The sequence below is a fragment of the Kitasatospora sp. NPDC053057 genome, from assembly GCF_044546945.1.
Taxonomy (GTDB): Bacteria; Actinomycetota; Actinomycetes; order Streptomycetales; family Streptomycetaceae; genus Kitasatospora.
In genome coordinates, this window is record NZ_JBITZP010000004.1 from 1 (window position 1) to 24,799 (window position 24,799).

A 24,799-nucleotide genomic window follows, 5' to 3' on the forward strand; every position below is an offset into this window, starting at 1 on the left:
AACCAGCGGCCGACAGATCCAAACCAGGACACCACGGTCCGTTCTCGCGCGGGTCAGGCCACGGCCCGGGACAGCACCCGTCGATTCTCACAGTTCTCGCTCGTGAGTTTGTGAGACCACTGGTGGTGGAAGTTCCGGCGGGCGTCGGCGACTTTGGCGTGGGCCCTGGCGAAACGGATGCGGGCCTTGTCTCGGTTCTTCGATCCCTTCTGCTTACGTGACAGCTCGCGTTGCCGCTTCTGGAGCTTCTTTTCTGCCCGGCGAAGGTACCTCGGGCTGGAGATGTGGCTGCCATCTGAGAGGACAGCGAACCGGGTCAGACCAAGGTCGATGCCGATGTCGCCGGTTGCGTCCGGCATCAGGTCAGCCGCGGGGTGGGTCACAACGACAAACGAACAGAAGTACCGGTCGGCAGCATCTTTGATCACCGTTACCGAAGACGGCTCAGACGGCAGACCACGCGACCACCGCACCCGGACCTCACCGACACCGGGCAGCCGGAGCCGGCCACTGTCCGTGATCCGGAATCGGGTGTTTCGAGCGAATCGGATCGCAAACCGACTGTCCTTGCGGCTCTTGAAGGCTGGCTTGCCCATTCTCGGCCCCTTGCGGGTGCCCCTCCGCGACGCGAAGTGGTTTGACCAGGCCCTCCCGAGGTCCCGTACGGACTGTTGGAGCACAGCCGCGGAGACGTCGCCGAGCCAGGCCCGTTCCGGCGTCTTCTTGGCCTCGGTGATCACCAACTTCGACAGCTCTACGGCAGTCGGGACCCTCGCTCCATGCGCGGCGGCGTCCAGGCATATCTGGAGGCCGTCGTTGTAGACCACCCGCGCACAGCCGAACATGCGGGCCAGCGCGACACGCTGGCCCGCCGTCGGTTCCAGTCGGAAGCGATACCGGAGCTGCATGTGACCGAGTCTGCACGCGCATTCGGCTCTGGACATGCGAACTGGGGATCTTCACTCGCAAGAGTGAAGATCCCCAGTTCGCAAAAACTGTTGGAGCGAATGCCGATCCCTTCGAATCGAAGGAAAAGTGCCCCGAGTGGGATTCGAACCCACACTGTATGGTGTTTGAGACCATTGCCTCATGCCAATTGGGCTATCGGGGCCTACGATTTGAAGGCGCTTGCCTTCGCGTCGTGTCTCAAACATACCGTGTCTAGGTACCCTCGTGCATGCAGTACCCCGCCGGAACTAGGAGCCCCGTGAGCACCGCCGACGAGCAGGCACAGCCGCTTGAGACCGATACGCCCCAGATCACCCGGATTGTGATCGCCGAGGACGAGGCGCTGATCCGCCTCGACCTGAAGGAGATGCTGGAGGAGGAGGGGTACACCGTCGTCGGGGAAGCGGGCGACGGGGCGACGGCGGTGCGGCTGGTGAAGGAGCTGAGGCCGGATCTGGCGATCTTCGATGTGAAGATGCCGGTTCTGGACGGGCTCTCGGCCGCTGAGCAGATCCACGAGGAGCACCTGGCTCCCGTCCTGATGCTGACGGCGTTCTCGCAGCGGGAGCTGGTGGACCGGGCCCGTGACGCCGGGGCGATGGCGTACATCGTGAAGCCGTTCTCGAAGTCGGACCTGGTGCCGGCGATCGAGATGGCGGTGTCGCGGTACACCGAGATGCGGGCGCTGGAGAAGGAGATCGGGGATCTCACCCAGCGGCTGGAGACCCGGAAGCTGGTGGACCGGGCGAAGAGTGTGCTGCAGACGAAGTTCGGGCTGAACGAGCCGGCGGCGTTCCGGTGGATCCAGAAGACCTCGATGGACCGCCGGATGACGATGGCGGCGGTGGCCGAGGCGGTCATCGAGGAGGGCGAGGCCCAGGACCGCAAGAAGGCGGAAGAGGGCGCGTCCGAGTAGTTCGGAACAAGGCGATACGCGGAAGGGCCCGGCAGAACGTTTCTGCCGGGCCCTTCTTGCGTGAGGCGACTCAGTCCTCGCCGAGGTACGCCTTGCGGACGGACTCGTCGTGGAGGAGGTCCGCGCCCGTCCCGGAGAGGGCGATGCGGCCGGTTTCCATGACGTAGCCGTGGTCGGACAGCGACAGCGCGGCCTGGGCGTTCTGCTCGACGAGCAGGATGGTCGTTCCGCTCGCCTTGAGCTCGACGATGGTGGACATGATCTTCTGCATCATCAGCGGGGAGAGGCCCATCGAGGGCTCGTCCAGCATGAGCAGCTTGGGCTGGGACATCAGCGCCCGGCCCATGGCGAGCATCTGCTGCTCGCCGCCGGAGAGCGTCCCGGCCGCCTGGCGGCGGCGTTCGCCGAGGATGGGGAAGAGGGTGTAGGCCCGTTCCACGTCCGCCGTGATGCCCGCCGCGTCGGTGCGCAGGAAGGCGCCGAGGAGGAGGTTCTCCTCGATGGTCATCCGGGGGAAGATGTGCCGGCCTTCGGGGGAGTGGGCGAGGCCGAGGGCGACGATCTTGTGCGCGGGGACCGTGCTCAGGTCCTGGCCGTCGAAGGTGATCCGGCCGGCGGTGGGTCTGAGGAGGCCGGAGAGGGTGCGCAGGGTGGTGGTCTTGCCGGCGCCGTTGGTGCCGATGAGGGTGGTGACCTCGCCCTGGTTGACGGTGAAGCTGATGCCCTTGACGGCTTCGATCTTGCCGTAGGCGACGCGGAGGTCCTCGACCTCGAGGAGTGCGGTCACTGGTCGGTCTCCGTAACGGCGGGGGTGGTGCCTTCGAGCGGGGTGCCGAGGTAGGCGCTGATGACGCGTTCGTCGTTCTGGACGGTCTCGCGGTCGCCTTCGACGATCTTCTGGCCCTGGACCAGGACGGCGGTGCGGTCGCAGAGGTTGAAGATGAACCGCATGTCGTGCTCGATGACGAGGACGGAGACGCCCTTGTCGCGGATGGCGAAGACGAGTTCCTCGGCGGCCCGGGTCTCCTGGGGGTTCATGCCGGCGGTGGGTTCGTCGAGGAGCAGCAGGCCGGGGTCGGAGGCGAGGGCGCGGGCGATCTCCAGCTTGCGCTGTTCGCCGTAGGGGAGGTTGCGGGCGAGGTGGTCGGCCTTGTGGGCGAGGCCGGTGAAGGCGAGGAGTTCCATGGCCTTCGCGCGGCTCTCGGCTTCGGCGTGGTGGTAGCGGGGGAGGCGGAGGATGGCGGAGAAGATGCCTTCCTTGGTGCGGCTGTGCCGGCCGACGAGGACGTTCTCCAGGACGGTCATGTTGGCGAAGAGCCGGATGTTCTGGAAGGTGCGGGCGATGCCGGCCTGGGTGACGAGGTGGGGTTTGGGGGGCAGGACGGTGCCGCGGTAGCGGACGGCGCCTTCGGTGGGGACGTACAGGCCGGTGAGGCAGTTGAAGAAGGTGGTCTTGCCGGCGCCGTTGGGGCCGATGAGGCCGATGATCTCGCCCTCGCCGACGGTGAGGGAGACGTCGTTGACGGCGGTGAGGCCGCCGAAGCGCATGGTGACGCCGGTGACGTCGAGCAGGGGCGCAGCGGTGGTGGTCATCTGGCGGGTCACGCCCCTGCCTTGGTGAGTGCGGTGGCGTCGTCGCCGGTGGGTTGGGCCGGGATGTCGGCTTCGTGGAACTCCAGTTGCCGGCGCCGGTTGGGGATGAGGCCTTCGGGGCGGACGCGCATCAGGATGATGAGGGCGGCGCCGAAGGCGAGGAGCTGGTAGTCGGAGAGGAATTCGAGCTTCTTCGGGATGAGGAAGAGGAGGGTGGCGCCGGCCAGCGGGCCGCTGATGGTGCCCATGCCGCCGAGGATGACGGCGGCGAGCAGGAAGGCGGAGTTGGGGGGCAGGGCGTCGGCGAAGGTGTACTGGTCGGGGGTGACGGTGTAGCTGACGTGGGCCTGGACGGTGCCGGCGAGGCCGGCGAGGCAGGCGCCGAGGGCGAAGGCGAGGAGCTTGAGGCGGAAGCCGTTGATGCCCATGGCTTCGGCGGCGGTCTCGTCCTCGCGGATGGCGACCCAGGCGCGGCCGATGCGGGAGTTGCCGACGCGGGCGAAGACCAGCACGACCAGGGCGGTGACCAGCAGCATCAGCAGGTAGTAGTTGGAGAAGCGGCCGAGTTCGATGCCGCCGATGGTGTGCGGCTTGCCGAGGTCGAAGCCGAAGATCTCCAGGTCGGGGATGCGCGGGATGCCGTTGGAGCCGTTGGTGACGTTGGGTCCGGTGGTGCCGTTGAGGTTCTGCATGGTGATGCGGAAGATCTCGCCGAAGCCGAGGGTGACGATGGCGAGGTAGTCGCCGCGCAGGCGCAGGGTGGGGGCGCCGATCACCACGCCGAAGATCATGGAGACGGCGGCGCCGGTGAGCATCGCGGCCCAGAACGGAAACTGGACGTGGATGGGCGAGGCGGGGGAGCCGGAGACCAGGGCGGCGGCGTAGGCGCCGACGCCGAGGAAGGCGACGTACCCGAGGTCGAGCAGGCCGGCCAGGCCGACGACGATGTTGAGGCCGAGGGCGACGGTGGCGAAGATCAGGATGTTGGTGGCGACCGAGGTGTACTGGTCGCTGCTCTGGGTGAACGGGAAGCTCGCGGCGGCGGCGAAGGCGGCGCCGGTGGTGACCGGGCGGTACTTGACGGTCAGTGTGCGTAGCCTGCCCAGCAGGCCGGACCCGGTGAGTGCGGCGATGGTGGGGCCGGCGAGCAGCAGGTAGCCGATGAAGAGTTCGCCGTACTCGGTGTCGATGCCGAAGGTGATCGCGTACAGGCCGAGTCCGAAGGCCAGGACGATGAGCAGGACCTCGGCCCAGGACGGGAGTTCGCGGGGTGCGGGGAGAAGGCGGTCGATCTTGCCGAGGCGCAGCCGGCTGTTGGCGAGGTGGCCGAGCTGGAGCAGCAGGACGGCGCCGGCGGCGATGGCGATGGCGCCGGACAGGGCGGTCATCACCGGGGCGACGGGTTTGTCGCCGGGGATGGCGTGGGCGGCGATCCAGCCGACGGGGGCGGCGGGCAGGAGCAGGAAGAGTCGCTTGTCGAGGATGCGGAGCGGTACGTGGGTGCGTCGGTCGAGGGGGAGGCCGAGGGCGCCGAGGACGCCGAGCAGGCCGCCGGCGGCGAGGACCCAGCCGCCGGGTTCGAGGTTGGCGAGGCCGCCGAGTTCGACGGAGATGGCGGCGACGGAGTAGGCGGCGACGGCGAGGGCGCCGGTGGCGGCGTACAGGACGGCGTTGTTGCTGCGGGTGGGGGCGGCCCAGCGCAGGCCGGGGGTGCCGTGGGTGGCGAGCAGCAGGGCGAGGGTGAGGACGCCGGCGGCGACGGCGAGCCACTGGAGGCCGGCCGGGGAGCCGTAGTAGGTGAGGTCGCCGGGGAAGTCGCTGGTCCAGGTCCAGGACATGGCCGCGGAGGCGGCGACGGCGAGGGCGCCGAGGCCGGTGAGGGCGGTGGCGGCGGTGGCGGGCAGGGGGATGACCGGGGTGGTCTCGGTTCTGGTGCTGGTCATGGTGGTCACGCCCTGTCCGCGACGCGCTCGCCGAGCAGGCCTTGGGGCCGGACGAGGAGCACGAGGATGAGGAGTACGAAGGCCCAGACGTCCTTCCAGGCGCCGCCTCCGAAGAGGTGCATGCCGGGCAGGTGCTGGATGTAGCCGGTGGCGAGGGCTTCGGCGAGGCCGAGGGCGAGGCCGCCGAGCATGGCTCCGTAGATGTTGCCGATGCCGCCGAGGACGGCGGCGGTGAAGGCTTTGAGGCCGAGGATGAAGCCCATCCGGAAGTCGACCTGGCCGCTGCGCAGGCCGTAGGCGACGGCGGCGACGGCGGCGAACGCGGCGCCGATGGCGAAGGCCATGACGATGATGCGGTCGGTGTCGATGCCCATCAGCTTGGCGGTGTCCGGGTCCTGGCTGGTGGCCTGCATGGCGCGGCCGGAGCGGGTGCGGGTGACGAACCAGCCGAGGGCGAGCATGCACAGGGGGGCGGCGATGATCAGGAAGATGTCGCTGCGCTGGATGGTGACGGAGCCGAGGCTGAAGGGGTCGCCGGGGATCTTGGGGAAGACCCGGGCCTTCTTGGCGTCGGGGTAGAAGGAGAAGACGAGTTGCTGGAGGAAGATGGACAGCCCGATCGCGGTGATCAGGGGGGCGAGCCGGGGGGCGTTGCGCAGCGGCCGGTAGGCGAAGCGTTCGGCGGCGACGGCGGTGAGGGTGGAGACCAGGATGCCGGCGATCAGCATGAGTGGCAGGGCCAACCACAGGGTGGTGCCGCCGGGGAGGGCGAGGTAGGCGGTCAGGGCGCCGAAGCCGCCGACCATGACGATCTCGCCGTGGGCGAAGTTGATGAGCTGGACGATGCCGTAGACCATCGTGTAGCCGATCGCGACGAGGCCGTAGAGGGCGCCGAGGATCAGGCCGTTGGCCAGCTGCTGCGGTAGGTCGTGCACCGCTGGGCCTCCGTAGTGCGTTCTGGGGTGTCCGCGTGGGTGGTGGATGTGGGGGCGCGCGGGGGCGTTCGTGGCGCCCCCGCGCGCTGGTGGTGCTGCTGGTGCTGGGTTCCGAGGGGCGGTCAGCCGTTGAAGGTGCCGGACTTCTCCACGGCCCACTTGCCGCTCTTGACGGTGTAGACGGTGAGCTGCTTGTTGGTGGTGTCGCCGAACTCGTCGAAGGAGACCTTGCCGGTGACGCCGTCGAAGGAGACCTTCTGGACGGCGTCGCGGACGGTCTTGCGGGCGTCGCCGGTGGGCAGCTTGCCGTTGTTGGCGGCCACGACGTTCTTGACGGCCTCGATGATGGCCCAGGCGCTGTCGTAGGAGTAGCCGCCGTAGGTCTCGTAGGCGTCCTTGTAGCCGGCGGTCTTGTAGTCGGCGATGAACTTCTTGGCGGTGTCGAGGGTTTCGACGGGCAGGCCGACGGCGGTGGCGAAGTCGCCCTGGCTCTTGGGGTTGAGCTTGATGAACTCGTCGCTCTGGATGCCGTCGCCGCCCATCAGGGGGATGTTGACGCCGGCGTCCTTGAGCTGGAGGGAGAGCGGGCCGGCGGCGGGGTACTCGCCGCCGTAGTAGACGGCGTCGGCGCCGGAGGCCTTGACCTTGGTGACGATGGCGGAGAAGTCGCGGTCGTCGGGGTTGACGTGTTCCTCGCCGGCGAGGGTGCCGCCGAGCTTGGTGAACTCGCCCTTGAAGGTGGCGGCGAGGCCGGCGCCGTAGGTCTTCTGGTCGTCGATCAGGAAGACCTTGGTCTTCTTGGCGTCGTTGTAGAGGAACTGGGCGGCGAAGGGGCCCTGGACGGCGTCGGTGGTGGCGGTGCGGAAGTAGGACTTGAAGGGGCGCTTCTTGTCGCCGCTGGCCCACTTCTCGCCCTGGCTGAGGGCGACGCCGGTGTTGGCGGGGGAGATCTCGGTGAGGCCGGCGTCGTCGAAGATCTGCTGCATCGACTGCGCCACGCTGGAGTTGAGCGGGCCGACGACGCCGAGGACCTTGGAGTCGCTGACGAGTTGGGTGGCGTTCTGCTGGCCGGGGGCGGGCTTGGCGGTGTCGTCCAGGGCCTTGACCTCGAACTTGACGCCGGGGACCTCGTTGGTGGCGTTGGCGTTCTTGACGGCGAGGTCGACGGAGTTGCGGATGCCGAGGCCGAGGGCGGAGAGGTCGCCGGTGAGCGGGGCGTCGACGCCGATCACGACGGTGGTGGCGGCGCTGTTGTCCTTGCTGCCGGCGTTGTCGCCGGACTTCCCGCCGCGGGAGCCGCAGGCGGTGAGGCTGAGGGCGCCGATCACGGCAATGCTCACGACAACTGCTGAACGGTGACGCACGAGGGTCCCCTTCGGTTCAGGAGGCGCCCGCGCCGATTGGCGGGAGCCGGGATTGCGCGGAGGGCCGGGTCCATTCCGGATGGCGCGGTGACTGGCCGTGACTCTAGATGTCGTTGGGCGGCTCGGGCAGTGGTGCGAGCAGGCTGTGATTCTCTTGTTATGAGCACACGGAGCAGTTGTCTCAGAATGTGGTCGTTCCGGCCCGACCGACCCTGAACTGCCGGGCGCTTACCCGCTGGTAGAAGGATGTAAGGCCCAGAAATGGGGGTTGCAGCTGGCACTGTCGATAATCGGACGCCAGTGTCCGGTGTGCTGCTTTCGACCGCGCACGTCCGCATTGCGGACAAGGAGCGCGGTGGCGGAAGGGGCTCCGCGGTCCTTGCGGCCTTGGAGCCGCCACTTGCGTGGATTTCCTACTTGTTACGCAGCGTTACAGGGGTGGGAGACGCGTCGATCGCATCCGGACATGCCGACGCCCCCCTGCTCAGACCAACGCCTGCCCAGCGAGGCGGAAGGTCAAACAGGGGGGCGGGAAAGGGACTTGATGTTCTCCGTGCCGAACGGTCCGTACCCGGACGCCCGTTACAGGTCGCGCAGCATGCAGGTCAGTCGGCAGCTGGTGACCCGCTTGCCGGTGTCGTCGGTGATCGCGATCTCGTAGGTGGCGGCCGTACGGCCCTTGAACACCGCCGTGGCCACCCCGGTGACCAGGCCGGAGGTGGCCGAGCGGTGGTGGGTGGCGTTGAGGTCCACGCCCACCGCGTACCGGCCCGGGCCGGCGTGCAGCATCGCGCCGATCGAGCCGAGCGTCTCGGCCAGCGCCGCGGAGGCGCCCCCGTGCAGCAGCCCGTACGGCTGCTGGTTGCCCTCCACCGGCATGGTGCCGACCACCCGGTCGCCGGAGGCCTCGACGATCCGGATGCCGAGCTTCTCGCCGAGGTGGCCGCCGGAGAAGGTCTCCGGGCTCACCCCGAGCTTGGCGAAGTGGTCCAGCACGTCCTGCGGGACCTTCAGGACGGGGGCGGTGTCGGGGGCCGCGTCGGTCATGGGGAACTCCTGCCGCTCGGGGGTGTCACGTCGTCGTGCTGCCTGTGATCGTACGACCGTCCTACTCGCCGGTAGTGGCGCTGGCCGGACTGGCGCGGCGCCCCTTTTGTCGGTGCCGGGCCATAGGATCGGTGACCGGTAGTGGAATCGGCAGGAACGGACGTTGACGTGGCTACGCAGAGTACGGACAAGGGTGCGACGGGTGACGGCTGGGCCGGTCCGCGGCCCCGGCTGATGCTGCTCGACGGGCACTCGATGGCCTACCGGGCCTTCTACGCCCTGCCCGTGGAGAACTTCAACACCTCCACGGGTCAGCCCACCAACGCGGTCTACGGCTTCGCCTCGATGCTCGCCAACACCGTCCGCGACGAACAGCCCACCCACCTCGCCGTCGCCTTCGACCTCTCCCGGCAGACCTTCCGCTCCGCCGAGTTCCCCGACTACAAGGCCAACCGCGCCAAGACACCGGACGAGTTCCGCAGCCAGGTCGGCCTGATCGGCGAACTCCTCGACGCCATGCACATCCCCCGGATGACGGTCGAGGGCTTCGAGGCCGACGACATCATCGCCACCCTGGCCACCGCCGCCGAGGCGGCCGGCTACGACGTCGACATCGTCACCGGCGACCGCGACTCCCTCCAGCTGGTCACCGACCACGTCACCGTGCTCTACCCCACCAAGGGCGTCTCCGAGCTCACCCGCTTCACCCCGGAGAAGGTCACCGAGAAGTACGGCGTCACCCCCCGCCAGTACCCCGACCTCGCGGCCCTGCGCGGCGACCCGTCGGACAACCTGCCCGGCATCCCCGGCGTCGGCGAGAAGACCGCCGCCAAGTGGGTCAACCAGTTCGGCTCCTTCGACGAACTCGTCGCCCGCGCCGACGAGGTGAAGGGCAAGATCGGCGAGAAGCTGCGCGACAACCTCGACTCGGTCAAGCGCAACCGGGTGCTCACCGAGCTGGTCCGCGACGTCGAACTCCCGCTGGGCGTCGGCGACCTGGCCCGCCGGCCCTTCGACAAGACCGCCGTCGGCACCCTGATGGAGTCGCTGGAGTTCCGCAACGCCAACTTCCGCGACCGGGTCTTCGGCATCGACCCGTCCGTCGGCGAGGAGGAGGCCGTCGAGCTCGCCCCCGGCGTCGACGTCGACGGCGAACTGCTCACCGACCCCGGCACGCTCGCCGGCTGGCTGCGCGAGCACGCCTCCGACGGCAAGACCACCGTCGCCCTCGCCGCCGTCTACCAGTGGGCGCTCGGCACCGGCGAGGTCACCGAAGTCGCCCTCGCCGCAGGCGAGTCGGCCGCCTGGTTCGACCCGGCACTGCTCGCCGAAGAGGACGAGCAGGCCTTCGCCGGCTGGCTCGCCGACGCCGCCGCCCCCAAGGCCCTGCACATCGCCAAGCAGGTGATGCGCGCCTTCGCCGAACGCGGCTGGACCATCGCCGGCGTCGTCGCCGACACCGCGCTCGCCGCCTACCTGGAGAAGCCCGGCCGCCGAACCTTCACCCTGGAGGTCCTCGCCGAGGAGTACCTGGCCCGCTCCCTCACCCCGGCCCCCGCCGCCGAGAGCGGCCAACTGGCCTTCGACGCACCGGAGGAGGACCCGACCGCGCACGCCCAGGCCCTCATGCTCCAGGCCCGCGCCGTGCTCGACCTCGCCGCGCTCTTCGACACCCGCCTCGCCGAGGTCGGCGCCGCCGGGCTGCTGCACGACATGGAACTGCCCATCGCCGCGCTGCTCGCCCGCATGGAGCGTCACGGCATCGCCGCCGACCGCGACTGGCTCACCCGGCTGGAGAGCCAGTTCGCCGCCGAGATCCAGCGCTGCGTCGAGGAGGCCCACGCCGCCGCCGGGCGCGAGTTCAACCTCGGCTCGCCCAAGCAGCTGCAGGAGATCCTCTTCGGCGAACTCGCCCTCCCCAAGACCAAGAAGATCAAGACCGGCTACACCACCGACGCCGACGCGCTCACCTGGCTGGCCACCCAGACCGACAACGAGCTGCCCGTCATCCTGCTGCGCCACCGCGACCAGGCAAAGCTGCGCACCACCGTCGAGGGCCTGCTCAAGACGGTCTCGCCCAAGGGCCGGATCCACACCACCTTCAACCAGATGGTCGCCGCCACCGGCCGGCTCTCCTCGCAGGACCCGAACCTGCAGAACATCCCGGTCCGGACGGAAGAGGGGCGCGCCATCCGCCGCGCCTTCATCGTCGGCGAGGGCTACGAGTCGCTGCTCACCGCCGACTACTCGCAGATCGAACTGCGGATCATGGCCCACCTCTCCGAGGACGAGGCGCTGATCGAGGCCTTCGCCACCGGCGAGGACCTCCACACCACCGTCGCCTCCCAGGTCTTCGAGGTCCCCGGCGCAGCCGTCGACGCCGAGATGCGCCGCAAGATCAAGGCGATGTCCTACGGCCTCGCGTACGGGCTGTCCGCCTACGGGCTCTCCCAGCAGCTCGGCATCAAGCCGGCCGAGGCCCAGGGCCTGATGGACACCTACTTCGAGCGCTTCGGCGGCGTGCGCGACTACCTGCGCCGGGTCGTCGAGGAGGCCCGCGCCACCGGCTACACCGAGACCCTGCTCGGCCGCCGCCGCTACCTGCCGGACCTCAACAGCGACAACCGCCAGCGCCGCGAGATGGCCGAGCGGATGGCCCTCAACGCCCCGATCCAGGGCTCGGCCGCCGACATCGTCAAGATCGCCATGCTGCGAGTGGACGACGCCCTGCGCGCGGCCGGGCTCACCTCCCGGATGCTGCTCCAGGTGCACGACGAAATCGTGCTGGAGCTGGCCCCGGGCGAGCGCGAGCAGGTCGAGGCCATCGTCCGCGAGCAGATGGCCGGCGCCTACCCGCTGCGCGCCCCGCTCGACGTCTCCGTCGGCGTCGGCGCCGACTGGGAGGCCGCCGCGCACTGACGCTTCCGTTGACGGCGGGCCCGGGCACGGGGAGTGCCCGGGCCCGCCGGCTTCTCGGCTACGGCAGCTCCGGCTTCTCGCCTACGGCAGCTCCGAGGTCCGGGCGTGGCTACGGAAGTCCGGGTAGCCCAGGATGAGGACCTTCTCGGACGGGTCGAGGGCGTAGGGGACCACCTTGCCGGTGGGCTCGAAGCCGAGCCGCCGGTAGAACGCCAGTGCCCGCTCGTTGCCCTCGTGCACGCCCAGGGTCAACCACCGGACGTCGGTGTGGACTTGGGCGTAGCGGACGCCGGCCCTCATCAGGTCGGCGGCGGGGCCGGTGGGCCCGCGGTGCTCCGGGCGCACGTAGACCGAGTGGATGTGGACGTGGTCCGGGACGTCCGGGAGCGGCCCGACGCCGGCGATCCCGAGCCAGTTCCCGGCGTCGTCGGCGGCGATGAAGGTGGCGGAGTCCACGGCGGAGGCCTCGACGGCGGCCCGCTGCTGCCAGACGTCGTCGGGGAGGGCGGCGGTGTCGTCGTAGGAGGAACCGAAGGCCATGGGTGAATCGCGCAGCGCCTCCAGCCTGATCGCACGGAGTTCCCGGTGCTCGGTGCCGGTCACCCGGCGTATGAGGTAGTGCATGGGCTCAGACCTGCTCGAAGTGGAACGCCTTGATGAAGCAGTCGCGGGGCTGGGCGACCGCGAAGAGGACGCACTGCACGAGTGACTGCGCGGTGAGGGCGTCCTCGGCCCCGCGCGGTGTGGTCTCCCACTCCTTGGTGAGGGGGTCGGGGTTGTCGAAGTCGGGCGGGTAGAGGGAGATCACCCGAACTCCCCGGGGCCGCAGGCGCTTGGAGAGGATGTCGACGAACCCTGCCTGGGCGCTCTTGGCCGCGTAGAAGGCGTCGTGCGCGTCCGAGCGGTGGTGCCCTGCGGTTCCGCAGGCGGAGACCATGGTCACCACGTCGGGCTTGTCCGAGTTGAGCAGGAGGGGGAGGAAGTTCTTCACGGTCAGGACGGTGCCGGTGGCGCCGGAGGTGATCGTGTCGACGACGTCCTCATCGGAGGCGGAGAGCAGGTCCGGGCCTTCGAGGTAGCGGGAGCCGTTGTTGATCAGCACGTCGATGTGGCCGGTGTGCCGGCCGACCTCGGCGGCGAAGCCGCGGATCGAGGCGGGGTCCGTCAGGTCGCAGGCGAAGGCGTGGACGCGCTGGTGCCCTCGGCCGCGAATCTCGTCCCGGACCCGCTCCGCGGCGGCGAGGGTGCGCGCGGAGAGGAAGACCTCGGCGCCGAGGTCCGCGAGACGGATGGCCAGTGTGCGCCCGAAGTCGCGGCCGGCAGCGGTGATGACCACCCGGTGGTCGTCGAATCTCATGTCAGCACTCCTGGTCGGTGGATCGGGCGGCACACCGACGATGACATGTCACCCGAGGGGTTGGCTAAGTCTGTCCAGCAGCCCGCGTTCGAGAGCCACGACCACCGCGTGGGTGCGGTCGCTGACGTCGGGCTTGGCGAAGACCCGCAGCAGATGGGTCTTCACGTCGCAACCGATCTCTGGACTCCCTCGCTTCATGTCATGCGTGCCAGCGAGCCCTTGGCATCAATCATCAAGTGAGGCGACCGTCGCGGCTGCGGGCCCCGCCGAACGGGGGGAACCAAAGGCGGCCATCCGGGCATCCATTAACCTGTCACCCCAAAAGCGATCGAACGGACACGGGGGAGGGTTGATGGCGGACGGGTTCAAGGTCGACCTGGATTCGCTCGACAAGGCGGCCTCGGGCATCACCGACACCTTGGCAAAGCTTCAGTTCAAGAAGGTCAGCGACCTCGACCACAAGAAGGAGGACATCGGTCACGACCATCTGGCCGACGTCCTCGGGCACTTCCTGAAGCGCTGGGAGATCGGCGTGGAGAACCTTGGGAAGGACGCCGCCCAGGTCTCCCAGCGCCTCAACGCGAGCGTGAAGGCGTACGGACAGCTCGACGGGCAGATCGCCGGGCACCTGCACGGCACGCTCAGCCGTGACAGCGGTGAGGACCCGGGGGCGAAGTAGTGGCGAAGGAACTCGGAGAGACGTCCGACCCGAAGGAACTCGTACCCGGCGACCCGGAAGCGGTCGGGTCGACCGCCGCCTGGCTGAAGAGCTACGGCGACACCCTGCACTCAACCGGTGAGGGGCTCAAACGGATCGACACCACCGACGGGTGGTCGGGTAAGGCCGGTGACGCGTTCCGGGCCGCCTTCAAGGGCGAGCCCAAGAAGTGGCTGGAGGCGGGTGACTGCTTCCACGACGCCGCCACCGCGCTGACCACCTACAAGTCGACCCTGGAGTGGGCGCAGGGGCAGGCCAAGGACGCGATCCGGCAATGGGGCGAAGCCCAGGCTGCGACCGACAAGGCCAAGACCGAGCACGACGCGCAGGAGAAGAGCGAAGGCCACACGCTCCCGTTCACCGATCCCGGCGACGGCACCCGGACCACCGCCCAGCACACCCTGAGCAACGCGCGGAGCCAGCTCAAGACCGCGGGCGACACCGCAGCCGACGCGATAGCCAAGGGCCGCGACAAGGCCCCTGAGGAGCCCGGCTGGCTGGACAAGGTGGGCGACTTCTTCTCCGACGCCGGGGACTTCCTCGAGGACGTCGGCAAGACCGCCGTCGCGGACCTGGCCTCCGTCGGCAACGCGATGATCCACGACCCCGGCTCCGTCCTGGAGATCGCGGGCGGCCTCGGTCTCGCGACGCTCGGCGCCGGTGGCGAGATTCTGGGCGTCGGCCTGGACCTGACCGGTGTCGGTGCGGCCATCGGAGTGCCCGTCAACATCGCCTCGGCCGGCGTCATCGCCACCGGCCTCGGCATAGCCGGTCTCGGTGGGGCTCAGATCGCCCAGGACGCGGTGGGACCCGACCGGGTCCAGATGGAGGGCAACGGCGGAGGCGGTGGAAGCAGTTCGCCGGACATGCGGACTCAGCCCTCCAAGCCGGCGGACCCCAACGCCAGCCCCGAGGGGCGCGTCACCAACATCCCCAAGAACGCCGACCCGACGACCGTGCGCGCGTTCACCCGGGAGAACGAGTCGGCCGACATCCTCGCGAAGAACGGCTACAAGGTCGAGCAGAACCCCGACGTCCCCGGCACGACCAAGAATCCCGACTACCGTGTCGAGGGTGAAGTGATGGACTGCTACGCGCCCACCGCGAAGAACCCCCGCTCCATCGCCACCGGCATCCAGAAGAAGGTCGACGAAGGACAGGCGGACCGCATCGTGCTGAACCTGTCCGACAGCGACGTCGACGTGGGCGCCATGCGTAAGCAGCTGAACGACTGGCCGATCGACGGACTGAAGGAGGTCACCGTGATCGACAAGGCCGGCAACGTGATCTCCCTCTACCCGTAGCAGAACAGAAAGACGGACATGGCAATCTCCTACAGCCTCGAGCTGGTGACCCCGTGGTCCACGGCCCAGGTCGCCCAGACGTTCGCCGACGTCGCCCGGTCCCTGCGGCTCGTCGACGCCTCCGCGACCGTCGACGCGCTGCTCGGCGACGGCGTGCTCACGGTGTACGGCACCTGGCTCCGGGTGGCCACCCGCAAGCCCACCCCGTGGGGGGACCCGGAGATCGGCGGCCGCGTCTTCACCCCGACCGTCTCAATCGTGTTCCGGCTGGGCAAGGACGCCGACATCTCCGGCCAGCAGGACGACATGACCCGCCTCGCCGACGGCCTGCTGGCGCAGGTGCCCGGCGACGCGGTCCTGCACCTCGACCACGAGGACGTCTGGATGGTGCGCCAGGACGGCGAGTTGGCCCTGAGCGAGCGCTCCGACTTCTGGCCGCCGAACCGTCTTGCCGGCATCTCGGCGCCGTACCGCCGCCGGAACCACGAATTCGTCGACGAGGAGTGAGCAACACCCGGCCCGTCTCGGCCTCGGCCTCGGCCCGCTTCGTGCGGACCGGCTTGCCGCGGGCCGCACGGCGGGCCAGCACTGCCACAGGGGCGAACCAGGCGGGGGCCTCATCGTCGGGCTGTACCACAACGAAGACGTTGCCGGAATCGTCCAGGCCGTTGATCAGATCGAGAACGCTGCTGGGCATGGCGGCGGGTGTGCTGTGCGTAGGAAGTCGGTGGGGTCTTCTGCTGCTACTTTCTCGCGTTGGTGCGGCGGGTGGGCTCTGCTGTGGTCGGGTCTTCGGGCCAGGGGTGGCGGGGGTAGCGGCCCCTCAGCTCGGCGCGGACGGCGTGGTAGCCGTTCTGCCAGAAGCTCTCCAGATCTCCGGTGACGGCGGCGGGGCGGCCTGCCGGGGAGAGCAGGTGGATGGTCAGCGGGACGCGGCCTCCGGCCAGGGCGGGAGTTTTGGTCCAGCCGAAGAGTTCTTGCAACTTGACTGCAAGCACTGGTCGTTCGGTGGTGTAGTCGACTCGTATCTTCGAGCCCGAAGGCACGGTGATGCGCTCGGGGGCGAGTTCGTCGAGGCGGACTGCTTCGCCGGTGGCCCAAGGGAGTAGGCGCTGCAACGCGGCTGTCGTATCGATTCGCGCGAGGTCGGCGCGGCGGCGGGCGCGGGAGAGTTCGGATTCCAGCCACTCCTCCGCGCGGTCGAGGAGTGCCTCGTCGGAGACGTCCGGCCAGGGGGCGCCGATGGCGGTGTGGAGGAAGGCGAGGCGTTCGCGTAGACCAGAGGGGAAGGTCAGGAGCGTGCTGATGCCTTCGCGGGTGAGGCCTTCGAGGATCGCGGCCCGGACGAGCGCCGGGTCGGGGCGGTTGAGGGGTTTCCCGGAAAGCTCGATCGCGCCGAGGGCTTCGAGCCGGCGGGAGACGACTTCGTCCCGGCGGGTGTCCCAGTGGACTTCCTCGCGCGAAGCGAGCAGGGCCGCGCCGGCTTGGAGGGCGGTGTCCTCGTCCAGTGCGGCGGCGTGCAGGATGCGGGCGGAGTGGGAGCCGGCCGGGCGGTCGGCGACAGCGACGGCGAGCCAGGGGAGGGCGCCGAGCCGGGTGTCGGGGGCGAGTTCAGCAGCCGTACCGGAGGCCATCAGGTACGGGCTGCGCTCGCCGGGGGCGGGCCGCTCCACCCGGGCGCGGGCGATGCGTTCGGGGAAGGCGAGGGCGACGACGAGTCCTGCAGCGGTGGTGTCGGGCAGGGCGGTGGCGGGTTCGTCGGAGGTGGCGCGCAGGAGGCGGCGGACTTCGTCGCGCCAGCGGCCGGCGTAGGGGTCGCTGGAGGAGCGAACCAGCCGCCAGACCGCACCGAGGTCGTCGCCGAGGGCGCGCGGTGGTTCCTCGGAGAGCAGCGCGACGACTTCGGCCGCCCGGCGGGCGCCGACCGCCGCCGCGCCGTCGACCAGGGCGCGGGCCAGTCGGGGGTGCAGCCCCGTGCGGGCGAGGCGCACACCGCGCGGCGTCGCCCGGCCGTCGGGGTCGACGGCGCCGAGGGCCTGGAGCGTCTGCCGGGCGGCGGCCATCGCCCCGGCGGGCGGGGCGTCGGGCAGGGCGAGGCCGGTGGCATCCGGGTCGCCCCAGCAGGCGGCCTGGAGAGCGAACGAGGTCAGGTCGGCGAGGGCGATCTCGGGGGTGGGGTAGCGGGCGGCGCGCGCGTCCTCGGCCTCGTGCCAGCAGCGGTAGACGGTGCCCGGGGCCTCGCGCCCCGCACGGCCCGCGCGCTGGCGGGCGGCGGCGAGCGACGCCCGTACGGTGACGAGTCCGGCGAGGCCACGGGCGTGGTCGGTGCGCGGTTCGCGGGCGAGTCCGGCGTCGACGACGACCCGCACGCCGGGGACGGTGAGCGAGGATTCGGCGACGGAGGTGGCGAGGACGACACGGCGTCCCGCCCCAGCGGAGAGCGCGGCGTCCTGGACGGGCTGCGGGGCGCGGCCGTGGAGTTGGAGCACCTCGGCGGCCACACCGCCGAGCAGGCCGGCGACCCGCGAGATCTCGCCGACGCCGGGCAGGAAGCAGAGCACGTCCCCGTCGCGCTCACCCAACGCCCGCCGCACAACAGCCGCGACGTGGTCGAGCAGCGCCGGGTCGACCCGGGTCCCGTGCGCGGGCCGGACGGCGCGCGGCGGCGGCGCCCAGACCACGTCCACCGGGTGGGACACCCCGTGCGCCTCCACCACCGGTGCGCCGCCGAGCAGTTCGGCCCAGGCGGCCGTATCCGAGGTGGCGGAGGCGCAGACCAGTCGCAGTTCGGGCCGCAGGGCGGCGCGGACGTCCAGCAGGAAGGCGAGCGCGGTGTCGGCGTCCAGGTGCCGTTCGTGACACTCGTCCAGGACGACGACGTCCACCCCGGGCAACTCCTGATCGCGCTGCAGCCGCTGCAGCAGCACGCCGGTGGTGACCACCTCGACGACCGTCTCCGACCCGACCCGGCGCTCCCCGCGCACGGTGTAGCCGACCCGGCCGCCCACGGACTCGCCGAGCAGCCAGGCCATCCGCCGGGCGGCGGCCCGTACGGCGAGCCGGCGCGGCTCGGCGACCAGCACGCGCCGGACAGCACCCGAGTCCAGCAGCCCGGCCAGGGCGAGCGGCACCAGCGTCGTCTTGCCGGTGCCGGGCGGTGCGGCGAGGACGGCGGTCCCGTCCTGCTCCAGCGCCTCGTGCAGAGCGGGCAGGGCGGTGCGAACAGGTAGCTCTCGCCACGCGGGGTTCAAAGGGCTCAGCCCCGCTCGGTGACGAAGATCGCCGTGCCGGGGATCAGCCGCCCGCGCAGCGGGGACCAGCCGCCCCACTCCTGTTCCAGTCCGGCCGGCCACTCGGGCTCGACCAGGTCGATCAACCGGAAGTCGGCGGCGACGAGTTCGCGGACCCGGTCGCCGAGGGTGCGGTGGTGTTCGACGTAGGTGGCGCGGCCCTGCTCGTCCTCCTCGACGTACGGGGTGCGGTCGAAGTAGGAGGACATCGCGGTGAGCCCCTCGACGCCGGGCTCGTCGGGGAAGGCCCAGCGGATCGGGTGGGTGACCGAGAACACCCAGCGCCCGCCGGGCCGCAGCACCCGGTGCACCTCGCGCATCAGGCGTTCGGTGTCGGCGCTGAACGGGACGGCGCCGTAGGCGGAGCAGGCGAGGTCGAAGGAGGCGTCGGCGAAGGGCAGGACGGCGGCATCGGCCTGGACGACGGGGACGGGCGTGGTGCCGCGGCCGAGGTCGATCCGGCGGGAGTGCTGGAGCTGGCGGTAGGAGATGTCCAGGGCGACGGGGCGGGCGCCGCGGGCGGCGAGCCAGCGGGAGCACTGGGCGGCGCCGGCGCCGATCTCCAGCACCTCCTTGCCGCTGACGTCGCCGAGCAGGCGGGCGTCGGCCTCGTCGAGGCCTTCGGGGCACCAGGTGAAGCGGTCGTCGCCGAGGAACTCGCCGTGCTCGTCCTGGTACTCGTCGGCGTTGCGGTCCCACCAGTGCCGGCTGGCCCGGCTGCTCTCCCCGACGCCGGCCGAGCGCCGCACCGCGTCGTCGCCCTCCTCCTCGACCTCCGAGGGGGAGGTGTCAAGATCGTGAAGGGAGGAGTGGGGGGTGGTGGCCACGGTGACAATGCCCATCGCGTAGGGTATGGAACTGCGGAAGCGCCGCTGCCGCGAACCGGCCCGTCAAGGGCCGGGTCCTGGCGGTGGCATCCGGGGAAGGGCCCCTTCGAGCGCCACCGCGAGGTGCGCAATCGGAGGATATGGCCTGATCCGTACCGGGCTCCACCGTCTTGCCTCTCTTGGCGTTGACCGTGCCTGGCCGTCCCCGTATGCTACAAGTTGCGCTGCGGGCCTGCGCGCCTCGGACGGAGCAGGTCGCGCTCGCATCTGTCGAAGACCCCACGGTCGCAAGACGGACGCCGGTTCTCGTTGTCACGGGATCGCCGGTGCGCCGTGTTCTTGGCTGTCCGGCTTTCGGTGGGAGCGATACGGGCCCTCCGCGTGGCATTACCTACGACTTTCATGTCCGTACCGGAGCCCTTTTCCTAATGACGAGCCCCACCGACTCCTCCCTCAGCACCACCCCGCAGGTCGCGGTCAACGACATCGGCGACGCGGACGCGTTCCTCGCCGCGATCGACGAGACCATCAAGTACTTCAACGATGGCGACATCGTCGAGGGCGTCATCGTGAAGGTCGACCGTGACGAGGTTCTCCTCGACATCGGTTACAAGACCGAGGGCGTCATCCCGTCCCGCGAGCTCTCGATCAAGCACGACGTTGACCCGCACGAGGTCGTCGCCGTCGGTGACAACATCGAGGCCCTGGTTCTCCAGAAGGAGGACAAGGAGGGTCGTCTCATCCTGTCCAAGAAGCGCGCTCAGTACGAGCGTGCCTGGGGCACGATCGAGAAGATCAAGGAAGAGGACGGCATCGTCACCGGTACCGTCATCGAGGTCGTCAAGGGTGGTCTCATCCTCGACATCGGCCTCCGCGGCTTCCTCCCGGCCTCGCTCGTCGAGATGCGTCGCGTCCGCGACCTCCAGCCCTACGTGGGCAAGGAGCTCGAGGCCAAGATCATCGAGCTGGACAAGAACCGCAACAACGTGGTCCTGTCCCGCCGTGCCTGGCTGGAGCAGACCCAGAGCGAGGTCCGCCAGACCTTCCTCACCACCCTGCAGAAGGGCCAGGTGCGCTCCGGCGTCGTCTCCTCGATCGTCAACTTCGGTGCCTTCGTGGACCTGGGTGGCGTCGACGGCCTGGTGCACGTCTCCGAGCTGTCCTGGAAGCACATCGACCACCCGTCCGAGGTTGTCGAGGTCGGCCAGGAGGTCACCGTCGAGGTTCTCGACGTTGACATGGACCGCGAGCGCGTCTCCCTGTCGCTGAAGGCGACCCAGGAGGACCCGTGGCAGCAGTTCGCCCGTACCCACCAGATCGGCCAGGTCGTTCCGGGTAAGGTCACCAAGCTGGTTCCGTTCGGTGCGTTCGTCCGCGTGGACGAGGGCATCGAGGGTCTGGTCCACATCTCCGAGCTGGCCGAGCGCCACGTCGAGATCCCGGAGCAGGTCGTCCAGGTCGGCGACGAGATCTTCGTCAAGGTCATCGACATCGACCTCGAGCGTCGTCGCATCAGCCTGTCGCTGAAGCAGGCCAACGAGGCCCTGGGTGCCAACCCGGCCGAGGTCGAGTTCGACCCGACCCTGTACGGCATGGCCGCCTCGTACGACGACCAGGGCAACTACATCTACCCGGAGGGCTTCGACCCCGAGGCGAACGACTGGCTGCCCGGCTTCGAGAAGCAGCGTGAGGAGTGGGAGCGCCAGTACGCCGAGGCGCAGTCCCGCTTCGAGCAGCACCAGGCCCAGGTCATCAAGAGCCGCGAGGCCGACGCCGAGGCCGCTGCCGAGGGTGGCGACGCCGTCGCCGCTGCCGCCGGTGGCTCCTACTCGTCCAGCAGCGACGAGGGCTCGGGCGCCCTGGCCTCCGACGAGGCCCTGGCCGCCCTGCGCGAGAAGCTGGCCGGCGGCCAGAGCTGAGGCTCTCGCCCCCCGCTAGCTGACAGCTAGGGAACGGGCCCCATCCGGATTCGTCCGGGTGGGGCCCGTTTCGTGTTTCCCGGCTCCGAGCCGGTGTTTCCCGGCTCCGAGCCGGTGTTGTCCGGCTCCGCGCCGGTGCTTTCCGGCTCCGGGCCGGATCCATTGAGCGCCTTCGTTTTCCGGTTTGACTTATGTGTGGTTTATGTGTAGGGAAATGTGAGATGAGGCTCATTGCCCTGCTATAGGTCGGAGTTCGGCTTGCACCTACATTGAGTGGAGCTGCCCGAAAGGCTCCTTCATGCGCAAACCCTCCTCCGCCGCCCCCACCGCTGTGGTCGGCGGCCGGCTCGCCGCGATCGGCCGGTTCTGCTTCCGCCACCGCCGCTGGGTGCTCGGCTTCTGGGCCGTCGTCCTGGTCGTCGGGGTGCTGATCGGGGGGCGGGTCTTCGAGGGTTCGGTGGCCGGGGCCTCCTCCGCCACCGCCGAGGCCGACCGGGGCAGCGCGGTGGTCGCCGCGGCCGATCCGGTCAAGGGCACGGTGACCGCGGTGGTGGACGGCAAGCCGGTGGACGACCCGGCCGTGCGCGCCGCCGTCCAGAAGGCCACCGCCGGCATCACCGCCCTGCCCGGGGTTTCCGGCGTCCAGGACGCGTACGGCCCGGGCCCCGGCCCGGCCGCGCTGCGGGCCCCCGACGGGACGGCGAGCCTGGTCACCGTACGGATGGCCGGCACCGCGACCTCCGCCCAGACCGACGCGGTCACCCACCGGCTCGCCGCGCTGGACGGCGCGGGCGGGGCGCACGTGACCGTCGGCGGGGACCTGGTGCTCCAGCAGGAGGTCAAGAAGCAGACCGAGCAGGACACCCGCTTCGGCGAGATGGTGACCCTGCCGCTCACCCTGGTCGTGATGGTGCTGGTCTTCGGCGGCCTGGCCGCCGCCTCCCTGCCGGTGATCGGCGCCGTCGCCTCGGTGGGCGGGGCGCTGCTGGCCATGTTCGGGTTCAGCCGGATCATGGCCATCGACACCAGCGTGCTGCCGATCGCCACCGTGCTGGGGCTCGGGCTGTCGATCGACTACGCGCTGCTGATGGTGAACCGTTTCCGCGAGGAACGCGGCCACGGCGCGGGCATCGCCGCCGCCGTCGAGCGCACCGCCGCGACCGCCGGACGCACCGTCGCCTTCTCCGGACTGACCGTGGCCGTCGCCCTGTCCGGCCTGTTCGTCTTCACCAGCCCGGTGCTGGGCGCCGTCGCCGCGGCCGGGGTGAGCGTGGTGGTGATCGCGGTCGCCGCGGCGCTGACCCTGATCCCCGCGCTGCTCGGCTTCGCGGGCTCGCGGATCAAGACGCCGACCTCGCCCGTCCCGGACGAGGGCTTCTTCAGTCGGACCGTCCGCCGGGTCCGCAAGCGCGCGGTGCTGGTCACGCTCGCCTGTGTGGGGCTGCTGATGGCGGCCGGGGCGCCCTTCTTCCACGCCGAGATGCGCAGCTCCGGCGCCGCCGTGCTGCCCGCCTCCTCGGCCGGTCGGCAGGTCGCCGAGACCGTCGACCACCGCTTCCCGCAGGTCGCGGCCGCGCCGATCACCGTGGTGGTCGAGGGCGGGGCGCCGGTGGCGCAGGCGTACGCGGACGAGGTGGTCGCCAAGCTGCCCGGGGTGAGCGGGGTGCGGGCGGTGACGCCGGTCAGCGACAAGGTGTCGACGGTGGACGTGCTGGTGCACGGGGACCCGCAGGGCGACACGGCCAAGCAGGTGGTGGACGAGCTGCGGGCGGACCGGGGCGGGCTGCGGACGTACGTCACCGGTGGCGCGGCCTCGGTGGTGGACTTCAAGGACGAGCTGCTGTCGCGCGGGCCGTGGGCGCTAGGCCTGGTCGCGGCCGGGACGCTGGTGCTGCTGTTCCTGATGACCGGCTCGGTGGTGATGCCGGTCAAGGCACTGCTGATGAACCTGCTGTCGCTGGGCGCCTCGCTCGGCGCGCTGACCCTGGTGTTCCAGGACGGGTGGTTCAGCGGGCTGCTCGGCTTCAGTCCGACCGGCGGGCTGGAGACCTTCATCCCGGTGCTGGTCTTCGCCTTCGCCTTCGGGCTGTCGATGGACTACGAGGTGTTCCTGCTCTCCCGGATCAAGGAGCTGACCCAGCGCGGGCACGGCTGTGTCCGGGCGGTGGAGCTGGGCGTCCAGCGCAGCGGTCGGATCATCACCTCGGCGGCGCTGCTGATGGTGATCGTCTTCGCGGGCTTCGCGCTCGGGGACATGCTCATGGTCAAGCAGATGGGCATCGCGCTGGCCGTGGCCGTCGCGGTGGACGCCACCCTGGTGCGCTGCCTGCTGGTGCCCGCCGCGATGAGCCTGTTCGGCGAGTTCAACTGGTGGGCGCCCGCTCCGCTGCGGCGGCTGCACCGGCGGTTCGGGCTGAGCGAGCACGTCGACCTGCCGGAGATCGAGCAGCCGGCGATCCCGGTTCAGGCGCAGCGGCCGGAGCTGGTGGGGTCGGCTCAGACGCCGTAGCGGCCGCGGCGGTGGTGGGGTCGGCGCAGACGCCGTAGCGGCCCCGGTGGGGTCAGCTAAGGCGCTGGAGCAGCTCGACGCTCGCGCGCAGCTGGGCCCGTTCCTCGGAGCTGAGCCGGGTCTCGATGGCCGTGGCGATGTGGTGCTCGCGGCGGGCGCGCTGGTCGAGCAGGGCGGTGCGGCCGGCCTCGGTAGGGGCGATCAGCTGCTTGCGGCCGTCGGTGGGGTGGGGCTGCTGGGCGACCAGGCCGGCTTCGGTCATCAGCGCGACGGTGCGGGCCATCGACTGGTGGCGCACGCGTCGGCGGTCGGCGAGTTCGGCGACGGTGTAGGAGCGTTCGTCGCGGACCAGCAGGCCGAGCACGGCGGCCTGGTTCGGCGGCAGGTCGTCGTTGTCGCGCAGGGTGCGGACCAGGCTGCCGAGGGCGGTGCGCAGGTCGGCGGCGAGGTCCAGGGTGTCCGGGTGCGGGGCGTCGCTGGTCATGGGAGAAGTGTATCCGGAAGATATGCAGCAAGACTGTACAGCGATGCTGTATTGTTTCGGGTATGCGAATCACGAAGTTCGGACACGCCTGCGTACGCGTCCAGCACGACGACACCACCCTGATCGTCGACCCCGGGGCGTTCACCGACCCCGCCGCACTGGCCGGGGCGGACGCCGTCCTGATCACCCACGAGCACATGGACCACTTCGAGGAGTCCCGGCTGCGCGCCGCGCTGGAAGCCGACCCGGCCCTGCGGGTGTGGACCAACAGCGCCGTCGCCGCCCAGCTGGAGGGCCTCGGGCAGCGGGTCACCGCGGTCGGCGAGGGCGACGCCTTCGAGATCGGCGAGGTCGGCGTCTCGGTGCACGGCGAGTGGCACGCGGTGATCCACCCGGACGTCCCGCGGGTGAAGAACATCGGCTTCCTCTTCGACGGCCGGCTGTTCCACCCCGGCGACGCCTTCACCGTGCCGCCGCACGCCGTGGACACCCTGCTGCTGCCGCTCGCGGCGCCGTGGAGCAAGGCCTCCGAGGTGGTCGACTACGTCCGGGAGTCGGGCCCGCGCCGGGCCGTCCCGGTGCACGAGGCGACGCTCAGCCCGATCGGGCACATGGTGGCCACCCGGCTGCTCGGGCCGGACGGGCCGGGCACCGGCGGCGCGGATCTGGTGGTGCTCGGCGAGAGCGAGAGCCTGGAGCTGGGCTGACGGTTCAGGTGTTGCGCCG

Annotated in this window: 20 protein-coding genes, 1 tRNA gene and 1 pseudogene; 8 read left to right on the forward strand and 14 right to left on the reverse strand. The window is 70.3% G+C overall.

Features of this window, described 5'->3' with window-relative positions; all coding sequences use genetic code 11:
* Nucleotides 1-53 precede the first annotated feature (53 nt).
* A complete protein-coding gene (locus ACIG5E_RS06430) occupies nucleotides 54-908 on the reverse strand; it encodes an RNA-guided endonuclease InsQ/TnpB family protein (RefSeq protein ID WP_396531926.1) in 855 nt (284 codons plus the stop codon).
* 128 nt (nucleotides 909-1,036) lie between these two features.
* Nucleotides 1,037-1,111: transfer RNA gene (locus ACIG5E_RS06435), tRNA-Leu, on the reverse strand.
* Between the two features lie 66 nt (nucleotides 1,112-1,177).
* Here ACIG5E_RS06435 and ACIG5E_RS06440 point away from each other — a divergent pair.
* The gene (locus tag ACIG5E_RS06440; protein WP_396531927.1) at nucleotides 1,178-1,864 is read left to right on the forward strand and encodes an ANTAR domain-containing response regulator; all 687 of its coding nucleotides are present in this window, start codon (nucleotides 1,178-1,180) and stop codon (nucleotides 1,862-1,864) included.
* Between the two features lie 70 nt (nucleotides 1,865-1,934).
* On the opposite strand, the gene ACIG5E_RS06445 is transcribed toward ACIG5E_RS06440, so the two are convergent.
* The 6 genes from ACIG5E_RS06445 to ACIG5E_RS06470 form a co-directional block, all read right to left on the reverse strand.
* Nucleotides 1,935-2,651, reverse strand: coding sequence for an ABC transporter ATP-binding protein (locus ACIG5E_RS06445; protein ID WP_396531929.1), 717 nt, complete (start codon nucleotides 2,649-2,651; stop codon nucleotides 1,935-1,937).
* Nucleotides 2,648-3,457 carry an ABC transporter ATP-binding protein gene (locus tag ACIG5E_RS06450; protein WP_396532270.1) on the reverse strand — a complete coding sequence of 270 codons (810 nt, stop codon included), beginning with the start codon at nucleotides 3,455-3,457 and terminating at the stop codon, nucleotides 2,648-2,650. The genes ACIG5E_RS06445 and ACIG5E_RS06450 overlap by 4 nt, the downstream gene beginning before the upstream one ends.
* Before the next feature lie 8 nt (nucleotides 3,458-3,465).
* The gene (locus ACIG5E_RS06455; protein ID WP_396531930.1) at nucleotides 3,466-5,400 is read right to left on the reverse strand and encodes a branched-chain amino acid ABC transporter permease; all 1,935 of its coding nucleotides are present in this window, start codon (nucleotides 5,398-5,400) and stop codon (nucleotides 3,466-3,468) included.
* Between the two features lie 5 nt (nucleotides 5,401-5,405).
* A complete protein-coding gene (locus ACIG5E_RS06460) occupies nucleotides 5,406-6,335 on the reverse strand; it encodes a branched-chain amino acid ABC transporter permease (RefSeq protein ID WP_396531932.1) in 930 nt (309 codons plus the stop codon).
* A 122-nt stretch (nucleotides 6,336-6,457) separates the two neighbouring features.
* Nucleotides 6,458-7,699 carry a branched-chain amino acid ABC transporter substrate-binding protein gene (locus ACIG5E_RS06465; RefSeq protein WP_396531934.1) on the reverse strand — a complete coding sequence of 414 codons (1,242 nt, stop codon included), beginning with the start codon at nucleotides 7,697-7,699 and terminating at the stop codon, nucleotides 6,458-6,460.
* 582 nt (nucleotides 7,700-8,281) lie between these two features.
* Nucleotides 8,282-8,746: a PaaI family thioesterase gene (locus ACIG5E_RS06470; RefSeq protein WP_030281858.1), complete on the reverse strand. Its 465-nt coding sequence runs from the start codon at nucleotides 8,744-8,746 to the stop codon at nucleotides 8,282-8,284.
* Nucleotides 8,747-8,980: 234 nt separating this feature from the next.
* Here ACIG5E_RS06470 and polA point away from each other — a divergent pair, with 234 nt between their 5' ends.
* Nucleotides 8,981-11,665 (forward strand): DNA polymerase I, encoded by a 2,685-nt coding sequence (polA, locus tag ACIG5E_RS06475; RefSeq protein WP_396532271.1) that lies wholly within the window; start codon nucleotides 8,981-8,983, stop codon nucleotides 11,663-11,665.
* An 81-nt stretch (nucleotides 11,666-11,746) separates the two neighbouring features.
* Here the strand turns inward: polA and ACIG5E_RS06480 are convergent, their stop codons facing one another.
* The 3 genes and pseudogenes from ACIG5E_RS06480 to ACIG5E_RS06490 all read right to left on the reverse strand — a co-directional run.
* On the reverse strand, nucleotides 11,747-12,289 hold the full coding sequence (locus ACIG5E_RS06480) for a GNAT family N-acetyltransferase (RefSeq protein WP_396531936.1): 543 nt from the start codon (nucleotides 12,287-12,289) through the stop codon (nucleotides 11,747-11,749).
* A gap of 4 nt (nucleotides 12,290-12,293) precedes the next feature.
* Entirely contained in the window at nucleotides 12,294-13,022 is a 729-nt protein-coding gene (locus ACIG5E_RS06485) for an SDR family oxidoreductase (protein ID WP_396531937.1), read from the reverse strand.
* A 48-nt stretch (nucleotides 13,023-13,070) separates the two neighbouring features.
* A pseudogene (locus tag ACIG5E_RS06490) lies at nucleotides 13,071-13,187 on the reverse strand (DNA-binding response regulator); the annotation flags it as partial.
* A gap of 187 nt (nucleotides 13,188-13,374) precedes the next feature.
* Here ACIG5E_RS06490 and ACIG5E_RS06495 point away from each other — a divergent pair.
* Genes ACIG5E_RS06495 through ACIG5E_RS06505 form a run of 3 tightly spaced genes read left to right on the forward strand, consistent with a single transcriptional unit; the run spans nucleotide 13,375 to nucleotide 15,551 of the window.
* A complete protein-coding gene (locus ACIG5E_RS06495) occupies nucleotides 13,375-13,701 on the forward strand; it encodes a hypothetical protein (RefSeq protein ID WP_396531939.1) in 327 nt (108 codons plus the stop codon).
* Entirely contained in the window at nucleotides 13,701-15,044 is a 1,344-nt protein-coding gene (locus ACIG5E_RS06500) for a putative T7SS-secreted protein (protein ID WP_396531941.1), read from the forward strand. The genes ACIG5E_RS06495 and ACIG5E_RS06500 overlap by 1 nt, the downstream gene beginning before the upstream one ends.
* A gap of 18 nt (nucleotides 15,045-15,062) precedes the next feature.
* Nucleotides 15,063-15,551, forward strand: a complete 489-nt coding sequence (locus ACIG5E_RS06505) for a SitI3 family protein (protein ID WP_396531943.1) — start codon at nucleotides 15,063-15,065, stop codon at nucleotides 15,549-15,551.
* A 236-nt stretch (nucleotides 15,552-15,787) separates the two neighbouring features.
* Here ACIG5E_RS06505 and hrpB read toward each other — a convergent pair whose 3' ends face one another.
* Together hrpB and ACIG5E_RS06515 are read right to left on the reverse strand one after the other, a co-directional pair.
* A complete protein-coding gene (gene hrpB / locus ACIG5E_RS06510; RefSeq protein WP_396531944.1) occupies nucleotides 15,788-18,295 on the reverse strand; it encodes an ATP-dependent helicase HrpB in 2,508 nt (835 codons plus the stop codon).
* 5 nt (nucleotides 18,296-18,300) lie between these two features.
* Entirely contained in the window at nucleotides 18,301-19,176 is an 876-nt protein-coding gene (locus tag ACIG5E_RS06515) for a class I SAM-dependent methyltransferase (protein WP_396531945.1), read from the reverse strand.
* Between the two features lie 413 nt (nucleotides 19,177-19,589).
* On the opposite strand from ACIG5E_RS06515, the gene rpsA reads away from it, so the two are divergent.
* On the forward strand, nucleotides 19,590-21,080 hold the full coding sequence (gene rpsA / locus ACIG5E_RS06520) for a 30S ribosomal protein S1 (RefSeq protein WP_030281838.1): 1,491 nt from the start codon (nucleotides 19,590-19,592) through the stop codon (nucleotides 21,078-21,080).
* 298 nt (nucleotides 21,081-21,378) lie between these two features.
* Nucleotides 21,379-23,589 carry an MMPL family transporter gene (locus tag ACIG5E_RS06525; protein WP_396531947.1) on the forward strand — a complete coding sequence of 737 codons (2,211 nt, stop codon included), beginning with the start codon at nucleotides 21,379-21,381 and terminating at the stop codon, nucleotides 23,587-23,589.
* Between the two features lie 52 nt (nucleotides 23,590-23,641).
* Here ACIG5E_RS06525 and ACIG5E_RS06530 read toward each other — a convergent pair whose 3' ends face one another.
* The gene (locus ACIG5E_RS06530; RefSeq protein WP_396531949.1) at nucleotides 23,642-24,073 is read right to left on the reverse strand and encodes a MarR family winged helix-turn-helix transcriptional regulator; all 432 of its coding nucleotides are present in this window, start codon (nucleotides 24,071-24,073) and stop codon (nucleotides 23,642-23,644) included.
* A 62-nt stretch (nucleotides 24,074-24,135) separates the two neighbouring features.
* On the opposite strand from ACIG5E_RS06530, the gene ACIG5E_RS06535 reads away from it, so the two are divergent.
* On the forward strand, nucleotides 24,136-24,780 hold the full coding sequence (locus ACIG5E_RS06535; RefSeq protein ID WP_396531951.1) for an MBL fold metallo-hydrolase: 645 nt from the start codon (nucleotides 24,136-24,138) through the stop codon (nucleotides 24,778-24,780).
* Nucleotides 24,781-24,799: the final 19 nt, after the last annotated feature.